A 13,395-nucleotide genomic window follows, 5' to 3' on the forward strand; every position below is an offset into this window, starting at 1 on the left:
CGTGTTCGGCGGAACCACCAGTGTGGTGGCGCCACCACACTCGTCGTGATGACGGAGGGGTCGCGGTCGCTCGCACGAATCGGTGCCACTCTCGAGCGTGGGCGCCCGCTCGTCCTGGCCGGGACGGCGTGCGTGCTGGGTGCCCACCTGCTCGCCGGGTGGCCGGGAATCTCGGTTCCACACGGCCCGCTCGCAGTGGTGAACCGACTCCTGGCGAGCTACTACCTGACCGACCTGGGTGTGGACCTGCTCCGGCACGGGCCGGAGTGGTTCCTGGCCGAGCGAGCAGCCGACGCCGCCGCGTACCTCCCTCACGCGTCGCTCGTCGCGCTGTCGGCGCTGGGAGCAGCCGTGGCGCTCCCCGCGTGGATGGCGTGGGTAGAGCCCGCTTGCGGAGCGGCCTGCGTCTACCGCGAACTGGTCGCGCTGGACCTGCTGCTGGGCGGCGAACTACTCCGGAAGGCAGTCCCCGGTGGCGTGGTCGTCTCCCTGCGGAGTGGCGACGGCGAGTAACGCCGCCCCGGGTCAGTCGCGGAGTGCGTCGACGGGCTCCTCGTTGGCGGCCCTGTACGCGGGGTAGAGGCCGGATGCGAGGCTGATGAACACGCCGAACGCGAACGCGACCACGAGGTAGACGCCGTTGCTCGGGTGGAGGACCACGTCCAGCCCGATGGGACTGAACTGGTAGAGGGCGCCGACGGCGACGGCCGTCAGCACGACGCCACCGAAGCCACCGACGATGCCGAGCAGCGTCGCCTCCACGACGAGCGTCCGGAGCACGTCGTCCTTCTGCACCCCGACAGCCCGGAGGACGCCGATCTCCCCGCGACGCTCGGTCGTGGACATCAGCATCACGTTGAAGATGGCGACACCGGCGACGACGAGCGAGACGGCACCCAGGGCGACGAGGAAGCCGTTCAGGAGGCCGAAGAACTCGTTGATGCGGTCGAGGATGCTCGACAGCTCGAAGACGCTCACCCGGCGCTCGCGGGCGTTGAGCCGGTCGCGGACCGTCGAGGCGACGTAGGAGGCGTCCTCGCCGGAGTCGGCCTGGACGACGATCTGACTGGGGGCGTCCTGCGCGAACGCGTCGCGGGGCAGGACGACAGCGTTCGACGGCTGGATGGGCGTGATGTCGTCGCTCTCGGCCAGCACCGCGATGACGCGGAAGCGCTGCCCCTCGATCTCGACGGCGCTCCCGGGCTGGAGTCCCAGGCGGCCGGCGACCGAGGAGCCGACCAGCGCGCCCTGGCGGTGGAACTCCGGCACCGTCCCCGCCCGGGCCGTGAACAGCGCCCGTGGCCGGTCGAGGCCGTACAGTTGCGCGAACGTCTGCCCGCTCGGGCCGTTCACCACCGCGCCGTCGGTCACCAGCGGGACCGCCGTCCCCCGGCCCTCCGCGATGCGTTCGACCGCCGCCACGTCCCGTGGCGAGAGGGTCTCCGCGCCGGTATCCTCGTTCGGACTGACGATGACCTGGTTGCCGAGGCCGCCGAGTTCGTTCGTCGCCGAGAGCTGGAGGACGTTCCCGAAGATGCCCAGCGTCGCGATGGCCAGCACGCCGATGACGATGCCCAGCGCCGCCAGCCCGGAACGGAGCCGGTTGCGCGAGAGGTTCCGCCGGGCCATCAGCACCGACGGGAAGCGCTCGAGGAGGCCGAGTCGCCCCTCTGCGTCGGGGCCGGGTGACGAGTCGCTATCGGACATCGCGTATCACCCCGTCGACGAGTTCCACGACGCGGTCGGCGAACTCGTTGACCAGCGGGTCGTGCGTGACGGTGACGACGGCGACCCCCTCCTCGCAGACGGCGGCGAACTCCTCGAGGATGGTGGTGCCGGTCTCCTGGTCGAGGTTCCCCGTCGGCTCGTCGGCCAGCACCACGGCCGGCTCGTTGATGAGCGAGCGCGCGATGGCGACGCGCTGTTTCTGCCCGCCCGAGAGCTGCGTGGGCCGGTGGTCGAGGCGGTCGCCCAGCCCCACCCGCCGGAGGAGGTCCTCCGCGCGCGCCTCCGCGCCGGGGTCGCGCTGGTAGACGGTCGGGAGCGTGACGTTCTCGACAGCGGTGAGCGCGTCGATGAGGTAGAACTGCTGGAAGACGAAGCCGATGTACTCGCGCCGGGCGTCCGTGCGCTGGGTGTCGTCGTAGGTCGCGGCGTCGACGCCGTCCAGCAGCACCTCGCCCGACGTGGGCGTGTCAAGCAGGCCGAGCATGTTCAGCATCGTCGACTTGCCCGACCCGGAGGGGCCGATGACGGAGACGAACTCGCCGCGCTCGACGGCGAAGTCGACGCCCTTCAGCGCTCGCACCGTCTCCGCGCCCGACTCGTACGCCTTCACCACGTTCGTCAGTTCCAGCGGGGTCTCGGTGTCGGCTCCGAGCGAGGCGTCGGCGCCGCCCGCCTCGGCCCCGTCCGCACCGCCCGCCTCGGCCCCGTCTGCGCCCGCCGCCACGCCGATGTCCTCGCTCATCGCCGGCGGAGGTAGACGAGCGGTGCGCCGACGACCAGTAGCGCGGCCGCGACACCGAGCCCGGTCAAGGGCGCGATGCCGAGCGAGAGCAGGCCACCGCGCTTCCGCTCGGGCGGTTCGAGGTCCCGGTCGAACGGGAGCGTCGCCTCCCGGGTGCGCTCCTCGCCGTCCACGACGTAGGTGACCCGGACGGGGAGCTCCGTGGCGTTCGCGGCGTCCACGTCCGCCGTGAGTTCGAAGGGGGCGAACTCGCTGCCGTCGACGGTGCCGACGAAGTACGTCCGGCCCGGGTAGGCGGGCTCGACGAACTCGTTGCTGCCCATCTGGACGACCACGCCGTCGACCGGGGCGGTGCCGATGTTGCCGGCGTTGCCGCTGATACGAAGTGTGCCGTCGTCGTCGAAGGCCAGCGAGACATCCGTCACGCGGATGTCGCCGGCGGGCTGGCGGAACTCGAAGCTCCCCCGTGCGCGTCCCTGCCGGGCGCGAGCGTCCGCGTCGCGAACGTCGGCGTCGCGGGACCCGGCGGGCCCTGTCCCAGCGACCGTGTAGTTCGCGGCCGCGACGACTGTCGCCGAGCCCTCGACGGTCGAGAGGTCGACCTGGACGGTACCGGTCTCCCCGGGTGCGAGGCGGCCGACGTACTGCCGGGGGAGTCGACGGTCGCCCGCCCGCGGCCGGACGACGACGGTCTCCAGGGGCGCGTTGCCGAAGTTCGTCACCGCGACCTGCACGCGCTCGGCGGTGTCCTCGCCGCCGCCCTCCTCCTGGAGCGCACCGCCGCCACCGCCGCCGAGACCGGCCGCGCCGCCAAGCAGAGCGGCGACGTTCGCGTTCCCGCCGCCCTCCTCCGGCGGCGGCACGCGCGAAATCGCGACGCCCACGTCCTCGCGGAGCGGCGGCGCGTCGACGGTGACGCGCCGACGGGTCACGTCGCGCTCGCCGGTGGCGGTGGTGTAGGCCGTCGCGACGACGAGCGTCTGTTCGCCCGCCGTCGGGCGCATCGAGAGATTGACCGAGGTGGTCGCGCCCGACGCGAGCGTCGGGACCGTGGCGCGCTTGCGGACGCCCCGGTCGCCCTCGAGCGTCACCTCGAGGTCGCTCACGGCGTCGGCGTTCGGGTTCGACAGTTCGACCGCGACCCGGCTTTCGACGCCGGCGACCGGGTCGGGGACGGTCACGTCCATCCCGGGCGGCGAGTCACGGACCACCAGCGTCACCGGGCGCTCGATGCGGACGGTCTCGTTGGCGGTCGAGGAGTTGGCGACGGCGACGAGGGTGAGGTCCTTCTGCCCCCGGGCCTCGAAGGAGGTGACGAGGTCGACGGTGAGGCTGTCGCCCTGTGAGAGCGACCCCGGGCCGACGGCGCGGGCGAGGGTCGTCGAATCGTTGCGGAGGAGGACACGCTCGATTTCGGCGGTGGCGGCGCTGCCAGCCGAGAGCTGGACGGTCGCGGAGACGGTGACGGGCTCACCCGTCGTCGGGGCAGCCGGCGCAGCCGCGACGCTCGAGAACTGCAGGCGGGCGTCCGGCACCGCGGCGGCCGTACCGAGGGTCGACGCTGCCGGTGCGAGCACCAGGCAGGCGACGACCAGGACGAGTCCTGCACGGGCGGGCGAAATCGCGGGCTGGCGGCGCATCTGGTTGCCAGAAGTAGGGGGCGGACGCGCAAAAGGGTTCGCGTGGCGGTCCCGACGACCCGACGCCGGCGTCGGATTTCCGGTGACTCCACCGAACGAGTGGGCCGCTCACGATGCGCCGGCGGGATATCCTTCACTCCGCTTGCGAGCGCAGGCGCGCGAGCGCAGGGTGGTCGAATTCGAATCCGACAGCCGGGCGCGGCTCCGCCGCGGATGCCCCGGACGCCCCGAACCGGGCGTCGAACCGCCCTCCCAGAACCGCCGGCGGGTGGCCGTCGGCCGTCCCCGGGACCCGGACGGTGATGCCGGTGTCGTACGGGCGGTCGGGGAGCGCGGCCAGCGAGACCTCGACCCGCTCGACCACCTCACCGGCGGCATCGAGGACGGTCCGGAGGTCGTCGACGGCCGACCGGACGGCCTCGGAGCCGGTCAGGTCGGCCAGCGCGTCCAGGTCGGTGATTCCGACCCCGACCAGTTCGGCCAGCGTGTCCGCCTGGCCGTAGTTCATGCCGGCGTCGACGAGCGCGTCGTGGTACGCCTCCGTGGTCGTGTCGTGGGTCGCCGTCGCCGCCAGGGCGGCCTCGATGTCGATATCGCCGCTGAACGAGTCGAAGACCGCTGCAAGGAGTCCCCGGTGGGAGACGCGGAGCCTCGCGGCCGGGCCATCGAGGCCACACGCATCGAGCGCCGACGCCGCGAGCGACAGCAGCTCGGCGTCGGCATCGGGGCCGCCCCCGGTGTGGATAGCCGCCGTGCGGTGGAACTCGCGGCGGTCGTCGGCACGGACGCCGGCTGCCCGCCAGCAGGGTCCCGTCGCCCGCCACCGCCCCGACTGCTTCGGGTCGGCGTCGTCACCCGCCGTGACCGCTCGGGCGAGTGCCATCGTCAGCTCCGGGGCCAGAACCGTCTCCTCCTCGGTGTCGTCAGTGTCCTCGTCACCGTCGTGGGCCAAGCGCTCGCCCGACTCGTCCGCCGGGTCGGCGACTGAGAGGAGCCCCCCGTGGCCGTGGTCGGCGTACCGGCTCGCGGGGGCCAGCGTCGGGTAGTCGACCGGCTGGTACTCCTGCCGACGCAGGGTCGTCTCTAGGCACTGCCGGACGGGGCGCGTGGTCGGCTCGGTCGTGTCTAGGTTGGTCATAGGTGTGTGGCGACCGGTCGCCCGCCGGGCGGCCCCGGTGGCGGCCGTCGTCCTGAAACGCTCCGCGAGACATAAAAAGGAATACCCGAACCCGTTCGCCCCGGCTTCCCGCCCACTGGGCGCCGGCTTCCCGGTATATCCGGAGGCGGGGTCGATGGACGGATGTGAGCCAAGCATGACGACACGGCGAACCCTCATCCGGAGTCTGGGCGCAGCGACGGCCGTCGGCCTCGCCGGCTGTACGTCCGGCGACGGTGGCGACGGCGATACCGGCGGTGACGGCGGCGGCGGTGGCGATGGCGGGAGCGACGGTGGCGACGGCGGCAGCGGCGGCGACGGCTGGACGCAGACCGACACCGTCGACATGACCGACGAGCTGGCCTTCGACCCCCCGAAGGTCGAGGTGGAGGCGGGCACGACGCTCACCTTCGAGAACGTCGGCAGCATCGGCCACACGGTGACCGCATACGAGGACAAGATCCCCGACGGCGCCACGTACTTCGCGTCTGGCGGGTACGACTCCGAGTCGGCGGCAGTCGAGGCGTACAACAACGAACAGGGCGGCAACATCCCGAAAGGCGAGACCTACGAGGTCACGCTCGAGACGACCGGGACGTACGAGTACTACTGCGTCCCGCACGAGATGAACGGGATGGTCGGCGAGATAAAGGTGATCTGATATGTCCACCGATGAGCGCCGTGACCCGAACGACGTGATCGAGGAGTACGAACAGCGGCTCGACGACGTGCTCGCGGAGGTCGAGCCAGCCCCGGACGACCGAGCAGCCGACGAGCCGGTGGTGTCGCTGGACCTGCCGGACCTGTCGCTGAACCGGCGGGACTTCATGAAGGCCGGCGCGGCCGCCGGCGCGATGGGGGCGCTGGCCGGCTGTTCGAACATCACTGGCGGCGGTGGCGGCGACGGCGGTGCGAGCGGCTCCGGCCCCGACCACAAGGTCGCGCCGGGCGAGCACGACGAGTACTACGGCTTCTGGTCGGGTGGTCACTCCGGCGAGCTCCGCGTCGTCGGCATCCCGTCGATGCGCGAGCTGACGCGTATCCCCGTGTTCAACACGGACTGTGCCACCGGCTACGGCTACACCGACGGCTCGAAGGAGCTGCTGGAGGAGGGCGGCGACTACACCTGGGGTGACAACCACCACCCGAACCTCTCGGAGACGGACGGCGATTACGACGGTGAGTACCTCTACGTCAACGACAAGGCGAACGGTCGCATCGCCCGGGTGAACCTGACGTACTTCGAGACGGACGCCATCACGGATGTCCCGAACATGCAGGCCATCCACGGCTGCTGTGTCCTCTCCCCGGACACGAAGTACGTCCTTGGGAACGGGGAGTTCCGGGCGCCCCTGCCCAACGACGGCCGCGACGTGGACAATCCGGACGCGTACACGTCGCTGTTCGTCGCGGTCGACCCGGAGTCGATGGAGACCCTGTGGCAGGTGAAGGTCGACGGGAACCTCGACATCGTCGACAGCGGCAAGGAGGGCCGCTGGGCCATCGCCTCCGCGTACAACAGCGAGGAGGCGACCAGTATCACCGGGATGACCAAGAACGACCGCGACGACGTGAAGGCGTTCGACATCCCGGCCATCGAACAGGCCGTCGAGAACGGCGACTACGAGGAGGTCAACGGCGTGCCGGTCGTCGACGGGACGAAGCAGAGCGCCCTCAACCAGGGGGACCGCCCCATCGTGAAGTACATCCCGACGCCGAAGAGCCCCCACTGCGTCGAGGTGGGGCCGAACGGGGACTACGCGTTCATCGCCGGAAAGCTCTCCCCGACGGTGACGATGCTGGATATCAACGCACTGAGCGAGGTTTCGGACCCGTCCGAGGCGGTCGCCGGGCGCCCCCGGGTCGGCCTCGGGCCGCTCCACACCACCTTCGACGGTAACGGCCATGCCTACACCTCGCTGTTCATCGACAGCCAGGTCGCCAAGTGGGACATCCAGGCCGCCGCCGAGGCCGAGACCGGCTCCGAGGACCCGATCATCGAGAAGCAGGACGTCCACTACAACCCCGGCCACATCCAGGCGCTGGAGGCGATGTCGACCGACCCCGACGGGGAGTGGCTGGTCTGCCTCAACAAGCTGTCCAAGGACCGGTTCCTCCCGGTCGGGCCGACGATGCCGGATAACGACCAGCTCATCCACATCGGCCAGGGTGAGACGTCGATGGAGCTGGTGGCCGACCACCCGGCGTACCCGGAGCCCCACGACTGCGTCTTCGCCCACCGGGACAAGATCGACGCCAAGAAGGTCTACGACCCGGCCGACTACGAGGAGACGTACATCGAGGAGGCCGACTCCGGCGTCGAGCGCACCGGTGAGAACAGCGTCCACGTCAAGATGATCACCAAGCGCTCGGAGTTCGGCCTCCCGGACTTCACGGTTCAGGAGGGCGACGAGGTGACGCTGACGACGACCAACATCGAGAGCGTGCAGGACATCGTCCACGGGGTCGCCATCCCCCAGTACGACATCAACTACGCCGTGCCGCCCCAGGACACGGAAGCGGTGACGTTCACCGCCGATGAGCCCGGGGTCTACTGGATCTACTGCACGTTCTTCTGCTCGGCACTGCACCTGGAGATGCGCAGCCGGATGCTCGTCGAGCCCGCCTGAGAACGGAGGTGACAGGAGATGCAACGACCGACCCTCGACGAGTTCACCGAGGTCCGACGGGCGTTCCCCGTTGCAGCGGCGGTGCTGTTCGTCGCCGCGCTGGCGTTCCCGATGTGGCGCATCAGCGTCCACGCCGTCCAGTACCCGAGCACGGTGCTGCAGGTGGAGCTGTACGCCTACCCCCGTATCGCGGGCGACTTCACGGAGATGGCGCGGCTGAACCACTACATCGGGTTCTACTTCCCGGACCCGGTGTTCGTCGAGCCGAACTATCCCGTCCAGGACGGCGCCATCGAGGTGCCCGAGTGGTCGCTGGGACCGGTCGCGTTCGTGCTCGTCTCGCTGCTGTCGGCCTTCGTCGCGCTCGCGCCGACAGTAGAGAAGCTCAAGCGCGGCCTGACCTACCAGCTGGTCGGCACCGTCGCCGTCTTCGCCGTGCTGCTGGCGGACATCCAGTATCGGCTCCACCAGGCCGGCCACACGCTGGACCCCGACGCCCCGGTGATGGGTGTCGCGGGGTTCACGCCGCCGCTGTGGGGCCGTTACGAGGTCGCAAACATCACGAGCTACTCCCGGTTCGGGGTCGGCGCCTACATGGCGATGACCGCGGTCGCGCTGCTCGCGGTGGCGTACTACTACCGCGACACGACCGTCGGCCTCCGGGACCTCCCTGGCCGCGTCCGGAGTCGAGTCGCGGTCATCCGCGAGCGGCTGCCCGGGGGCGGCTCCGGGGAGGTGCCCGGGGACCAGGCGACCGGGGACCGCACGTCGGTGGACGACCGCGCACCGACGGAGAACCACGCATCGGCGGACCAGCCGACGGAGAGCGGCACGACGACGGGCGCGTCGACGGAGAACCACGCGGTGAACGCCATCGAGGACACGACGACCGCGGACTGACAGACGATGCTCGATACAATCGCGCTGGAACGGGCGTTCGCCGTCGCGGCAGCCCTGGCGCTGCTGTGCTCGCTCGGGGCGGCCGCCGCCGTCGCGCCCGGCGACGCATCGTCGGACTCGGCGCCCTCGGGATTCGAGCCGTCCGTGCCCGACACGGACGCGTACGAGGCGCCGACGGCCGACGGCGTCGCGACCGTCGATGGCGAATCGTACGACAGTCTCCAGCGCGCCGTCGCGGCGGCCGAGCCGGGCGCGACGGTGACTGTCGACGGCCGCCTCGACGGGACGGTCGTCGTCCGGACGCCGAACGTCACCATCGCGGGGAGCGGCGTCGACTCGGCGCTCCTCCACGGCGACGGCGAGGGCGACGTGCTCACGATTCGGGCGCCCGGCGTGACGGTGCGTGACCTCTGGGTCCGCAACAGCGGCCGCGACGCCTCGGGCAACGACGCCGCCGTCTTCATCAACGCCAGCGGCGTCACGGTACAGGACAGCCGCATCACCCGGACGACGTTCGGCGTCTGGCTGAACGGGGTCAGCGACGCCCGCGTGTCGAACACGACCATCGTCGGGCGCGAGGAGATCACGACGCTGTCCCAGCGCGGGAACGGCATCCAGGTCTGGAACACCGAGGACAGCGTCATCCGGAACAACGACATCACGACCGTCCGGGACGGGCTCTACTACAACTGGGCCTCGAACGTGACCGCGAGTGGCAACCGGCTGTGGAACCTGCGCTACGGAGTCCACTACATGTACTCCGACGACTGCCGGCTCGTGGACAACGTCGCGTTCGACAACGACGCGGGCTACGCGCTGATGGTGTCGAAGCGGCTGGTCGTCGCGGACAACGTCGCGGTCGACAACACCGGCCAGTCCGGCCACGGCATCCTCCTGAAGAGCATCGATGACACGACGGTCCGCGGGAACCACCTCGTCGGGAACGGCAACGGCGTGTTCATGTACAACTCGGTGGGCAACACGCTGACCGATAACCTCGTCGCCGACAACGAGGTCGGTGTCCACCTCACCGCGGGCAGTACGGACACGACCGTCACCAACAACAGCTTCCTCCGGAACGACCGCGCCGTGCTGGCCGTGCTGGAGGAGCAGGTGTACTGGAACACGAGCACCGGCAACTACTGGGCCGGCGCGAACCCGGTCGACCTCGACGACGACGGGGTCGGGGAGACCCGCCACCAGCCTGCCGGGGCAATCGAGCAGGTGACCGCCAGGCAGCCGGCGACCCGGGTGTTCGCCACCAGCCCGGCGTTCGATGCCGTCCGCCTGGCCGAGGCGACCGTCCCCGCCATCGAGTCGCCGGGCATCGTCGATAGCCGACCGCGTACCGAACCAGCACACGACGACTGGAGGCAGTACTACGATGATTGAGATTACCGATGTTTCGGCGGCGTACGGCGACGTGCAGGCGCTCGATGGGGTCTCGCTATCGGTCGGTCGCGGCGAGTCCGTCGGCGTCTTCGGCACCAACGGGGCCGGGAAGACGACCCTGTTCAAGCTCCTGGTCGGGCTGAACCGGCCGGACGAGGGGACCGTGCGCGTCGCGGGCGCCGACCCGGCCGACGGGAACCGGGTCCGGGAGCTGGTCCGCTACTTGCCCGAACACGCGGGCTTCCCGGCGAACCTGACCGGGCGCGAGGTGCTCCGGTTCCACGCCCGCGTCCGGGGCGTCCCCGCGGACGGCCGGGACCACCACGTCCGGCGGATCCTCGCGACGGTCGGGCTGGCCGATGCCGCCGACCGCCGGGTGGGCGGCTACTCCAACGGGATGAACCGTCGGCTCGGCCTCGGGACGGCGCTCGTCGGCGACCCGGCCGTGCTCATCCTCGACGAGCCGACCGCGGGGCTCGACCCGGACGGCATCGCCGCGTTCCACGATGTCGTCGGTGGCCTCGCCGACCGGACGGACGTGACCGTCCTGTTCTCCTCGCACGCGCTGTCGGAGATCGAGCGGCTCTGCGACCGGGCGGTCCTGATGAACGACGGGCGGGTCGCCGCCGACGGCCCCGTCGAGCGGCTCCGCCGGTCGGGGGACACGGTGACCGTCTCGCTGGCGCTTCCGGGCCCGGAGGCCGCCGCCGCCGCCGCTCGACTGCTCCGGGAGCGGGCGGCCGTGGCGGCCGTCTCGCAGCGCGGGACGCGGGTGACCGCGGACTGCCCGCCGGGCGAGGCGTACGACGCGCTGGTCGCCGTCGGCGAGGCCCACCCCCTCGAACGGTTCGAGGTGACCGAACCGGGGCTGGAGGCCGCGTTCCACGAGGCCGTCGGCGGCACCGAGGACGACGGGACGCGCCCGGAGCGCCCCGCCGGAACAGGAGGTGAGACGGCATGACCGACGAGCGGGATTCCCGGGGCGACGACCAGCCCGGGGGAGCCGACGGTGCCGGAGCCAGCACGGGCGACCCCTCGCCCGACGGCGGCGTGGCGGCTTCGGGCACGACGGGAACCGGGGACGCGGCAGCGACTGCGGAACCGGTCCGGCGGTCGGCCCGGTTCCCGAGCGGTGACCCGCTCGCGGCGGTCGCCATCCGGGAGTACCGCATCCTCGTCCGGAGCCGGTGGGCGGTCGGTCTCGTCGCCCTGTTCGGGCTGTTCACGGTCGCGGTGGTCCGGTTCGGCGGCTCGGCGGTCGGTCCGGTCCGGGCCGACGCCGTCGTCGCGACGGTCGTCGAGCTGGGAGTCTACCTCGTCCCGCTGGCTGCGGTCGCGGTTGGCTACGACACGGTCGTCGGGGCCGACGAGCGCGGGTCGCTGGAACTCGTGCTCGCGTTGCCACTCTCCCGCGCGGAACTCCTCGTCGGCCGGTTCGCGGGCCGTGCGGCGGTGCTCGGCGGCGCCACGCTGGTCGGCTTCCTCTCCGGCGGGCTCCTGCTGGCCCTGACGCTCGGGACGAGCGGCCTCGGCGCGTACGCCGTCGTCGCGCTCGCCGCGGTCGCGCTGGGCTGGGCCGTGCTCGCCGTCGCGGTCCTGGTCTCGACGGTGGCCGCCGAGAAGACCCACGCGCTGGGGCTCTCGCTGGCGGGCTGGCTCTGGGTCGTGCTGTTACACGACCTTGTCGCGTTCGCCGCCATCGCCGGGCTCGACCTCGGGTCGCGGGCGGTCGCGGTCGCCGTGCTGCTCAACCCGGTGGACTGCTTCCGCGTGCTGGCGCTCTCGCAGGTTGACGTCGTCGCGGGCGGCTTCGGGAGCGTGCTGGCGGCCGCCGGGCTCTCGTTGCCGGTCGTCGCCGCCGCGCTCGCCGGCTGGGTCGTCGTGCCGACGGCCGTCGCTGCGCGGCTGCTCGGGCGCCGGCGAGTCTGAGCGCCGGGTGACGGTTCGCCGGGTGACGATTCCAGGTCGCCGGCGCGGCCGGCGAAACCCACATGCCGCCGCCCCGTGTCCGGCCCGTATGACCGACGCCGACGCGCTCGTCATCGGTGGCTCCCGCTTCATCGGCCGCCACACCGTCCAGGCCCTCCTCGCCGAGGGGTACGAGGTGACCACGTTCAACCGCGGCAACCGCGAGTCACCGTTCGGGGATGCGGTCGGCCACGTCGAGGGCGACCGCCGCGAGGACGAGGACCTCCGTGACGCGTGCGACGCCGTCGACCCGGATGTCGTCGTGGACTGCGTCGCCTACTACCCCCGCGATGTGGAAGTCGCCTGCGAGGTCTTCGCCGACGTCGACGCCTACGTCTTCGTCAGTTCGGGTGCCGCCTACGGCGCCGAGCGCATCCCCAAGCGCGAGGGCGAGACGCCCCTCCACGACTGCACCGACGAGCAGGCCACCGACGACACCTGGGACACCTACGGGAACAGAAAGGCCGAGGCCGACCGGCGGCTGTTCGCCGCGGCCGAGGACGGCGTGAACGCGATGAGTCTCCGCCCGCCCATCGTCTACGGCCCCCACGACTACACGGAGCGGTTCGACTACTGGGTCGACCGTGTGGACGGCGCCGACCGTGTCCTGGTGCCGGGCGACGGTACCAACCTCCGCCACCTCGTCTACGTCGCGGACGTGGCCGACGCCATCCTGACGCTCATCGACCGTGGCGAGCCGGGCGAGGCGTACAACTGCGGCGACGACCACCTGCCGACGCTGGGCGAGTGGGTCGACCTCGTGGCCGATGCCTGCGACTCGCACCCCGAGATCGTCACGGCCGGCACGCGGGAACTCGAGGCCGGCGACCTGACCCACGAGGACTTCCCGCTATACCGGGGCTACCCCCACGTGCTCGACACGACGAAGCTCCGGGACCTGGGCTGGCGGTCGACACCCCACGAGGAGGCCGTGGCGGCGACCGTCGAGCACGTCCGCGAGCGCGGCTTCGAGGGGGAGCGTGGTCCCGAGCGCGAGAACGAGGAGCGCGTGCTGGACATTCTCGAAACGATGTAGAACGGGTCTGGTGGAGGAGTTGCGTTTTGTCATTCGGGGCCCGGCGACGGCTGAGACCCCTGCGAAGCCCTCGCGCTTCGAGTCCACTAGGATTCGGCTGTTCACCGGAACGTTCGCGCCTGGTGGTTCCAGCGGAGCGCAGTGTCCCCACACCTCCCCGCGCTCGCGCCGTCAGAGCAAGCTCTGACGAGCCCTCGTTCGCT

At 71.3% G+C, this 13,395-nt stretch carries 12 protein-coding genes; 8 read left to right on the forward strand and 4 right to left on the reverse strand.

What is annotated here, in order from left to right:
• Positions 1-48: 48 nt before the first annotated feature.
• Complete coding sequence (locus tag NL115_RS11590) at positions 49-513, forward strand: hypothetical protein (RefSeq protein WP_254829525.1); 465 nt, start codon at positions 49-51, stop codon at positions 511-513.
• A gap of 12 nt (positions 514-525) precedes the next feature.
• Here the strand turns inward: NL115_RS11590 and NL115_RS11595 are convergent, their stop codons facing one another.
• The 4 genes from NL115_RS11595 to NL115_RS11610 form a co-directional block, all read right to left on the reverse strand.
• Positions 526-1,707 carry an ABC transporter permease gene (locus tag NL115_RS11595; RefSeq protein ID WP_254829526.1) on the reverse strand — a complete coding sequence of 394 codons (1,182 nt, stop codon included), beginning with the start codon at positions 1,705-1,707 and terminating at the stop codon, positions 526-528.
• Positions 1,697-2,470, reverse strand: coding sequence for an ABC transporter ATP-binding protein (locus NL115_RS11600; protein WP_254829527.1), 774 nt, complete (start codon positions 2,468-2,470; stop codon positions 1,697-1,699). Before NL115_RS11600 ends, NL115_RS11595 begins: the two co-directional genes overlap by 11 nt.
• A complete protein-coding gene (locus tag NL115_RS11605; protein ID WP_254829528.1) occupies positions 2,467-4,110 on the reverse strand; it encodes a COG1361 family protein in 1,644 nt (547 codons plus the stop codon). Before NL115_RS11605 ends, NL115_RS11600 begins: the two co-directional genes overlap by 4 nt.
• Before the next feature lie 133 nt (positions 4,111-4,243).
• Positions 4,244-5,248, reverse strand: a complete 1,005-nt coding sequence (locus NL115_RS11610) for an ATP phosphoribosyltransferase regulatory subunit (RefSeq protein ID WP_254829529.1) — start codon at positions 5,246-5,248, stop codon at positions 4,244-4,246.
• A gap of 175 nt (positions 5,249-5,423) precedes the next feature.
• On the opposite strand from NL115_RS11610, the gene NL115_RS11615 reads away from it, so the two are divergent.
• From NL115_RS11615 to NL115_RS11645, 7 genes are all read left to right on the forward strand, one after another.
• Positions 5,424-5,927: a plastocyanin/azurin family copper-binding protein gene (locus NL115_RS11615; RefSeq protein ID WP_254829530.1), complete on the forward strand. Its 504-nt coding sequence runs from the start codon at positions 5,424-5,426 to the stop codon at positions 5,925-5,927.
• 1 nt (position 5,928) lies between these two features.
• A complete protein-coding gene (nosZ, locus tag NL115_RS11620; protein WP_254829531.1) occupies positions 5,929-7,896 on the forward strand; it encodes a TAT-dependent nitrous-oxide reductase in 1,968 nt (655 codons plus the stop codon).
• Positions 7,897-7,914: 18 nt separating this feature from the next.
• A complete protein-coding gene (locus tag NL115_RS11625; RefSeq protein ID WP_254829532.1) occupies positions 7,915-8,796 on the forward strand; it encodes a hypothetical protein in 882 nt (293 codons plus the stop codon).
• Positions 8,797-8,802: 6 nt separating this feature from the next.
• Positions 8,803-10,188 carry a nitrous oxide reductase family maturation protein NosD gene (gene nosD / locus NL115_RS11630; RefSeq protein ID WP_254829533.1) on the forward strand — a complete coding sequence of 462 codons (1,386 nt, stop codon included), beginning with the start codon at positions 8,803-8,805 and terminating at the stop codon, positions 10,186-10,188.
• On the forward strand, positions 10,181-11,149 hold the full coding sequence (locus NL115_RS11635) for an ABC transporter ATP-binding protein (protein WP_254829534.1): 969 nt from the start codon (positions 10,181-10,183) through the stop codon (positions 11,147-11,149). Before nosD ends, NL115_RS11635 begins: the two co-directional genes overlap by 8 nt.
• On the forward strand, positions 11,146-12,117 hold the full coding sequence (locus tag NL115_RS11640) for an ABC transporter permease (RefSeq protein ID WP_254829535.1): 972 nt from the start codon (positions 11,146-11,148) through the stop codon (positions 12,115-12,117). Before NL115_RS11635 ends, NL115_RS11640 begins: the two co-directional genes overlap by 4 nt.
• Before the next feature lie 88 nt (positions 12,118-12,205).
• Positions 12,206-13,192, forward strand: a complete 987-nt coding sequence (locus NL115_RS11645; protein ID WP_254829536.1) for an NAD-dependent epimerase/dehydratase family protein — start codon at positions 12,206-12,208, stop codon at positions 13,190-13,192.
• Positions 13,193-13,395 lie beyond the last annotated feature (203 nt).

This window comes from Haloglomus salinum (assembly GCF_024298825.1).
GTDB lineage: Archaea > Halobacteriota > Halobacteria > Halobacteriales > Haloarculaceae > Haloglomus > Haloglomus salinum.

Excerpts from the sequence above, each read along its gene's own strand:
- NL115_RS11590 (WP_254829525.1), top strand. The coding sequence starts at position 49 with ATGACGGAGGGGTCGCGGTCGCTCGCACGAATCGGTGCCACTCTCGAG.
- NL115_RS11595 (WP_254829526.1), bottom strand. The coding sequence starts at position 1,707 with ATGTCCGATAGCGACTCGTCACCCGGCCCCGACGCAGAGGGGCGACTC.
- NL115_RS11600 (WP_254829527.1), bottom strand. The coding sequence starts at position 2,470 with ATGAGCGAGGACATCGGCGTGGCGGCGGGCGCAGACGGGGCCGAGGCG.
- NL115_RS11605 (WP_254829528.1), bottom strand. The coding sequence starts at position 4,110 with ATGCGCCGCCAGCCCGCGATTTCGCCCGCCCGTGCAGGACTCGTCCTG.
- NL115_RS11610 (WP_254829529.1), bottom strand. The coding sequence starts at position 5,248 with ATGACCAACCTAGACACGACCGAGCCGACCACGCGCCCCGTCCGGCAG.
- NL115_RS11615 (WP_254829530.1), top strand. The coding sequence starts at position 5,424 with ATGACGACACGGCGAACCCTCATCCGGAGTCTGGGCGCAGCGACGGCC.
- nosZ (WP_254829531.1), top strand. The coding sequence starts at position 5,929 with ATGTCCACCGATGAGCGCCGTGACCCGAACGACGTGATCGAGGAGTAC.
- NL115_RS11625 (WP_254829532.1), top strand. The coding sequence starts at position 7,915 with ATGCAACGACCGACCCTCGACGAGTTCACCGAGGTCCGACGGGCGTTC.
- nosD (WP_254829533.1), top strand. The coding sequence starts at position 8,803 with ATGCTCGATACAATCGCGCTGGAACGGGCGTTCGCCGTCGCGGCAGCC.
- NL115_RS11635 (WP_254829534.1), top strand. The coding sequence starts at position 10,181 with ATGATTGAGATTACCGATGTTTCGGCGGCGTACGGCGACGTGCAGGCG.
- NL115_RS11640 (WP_254829535.1), top strand. The coding sequence starts at position 11,146 with ATGACCGACGAGCGGGATTCCCGGGGCGACGACCAGCCCGGGGGAGCC.
- NL115_RS11645 (WP_254829536.1), top strand. The coding sequence starts at position 12,206 with ATGACCGACGCCGACGCGCTCGTCATCGGTGGCTCCCGCTTCATCGGC.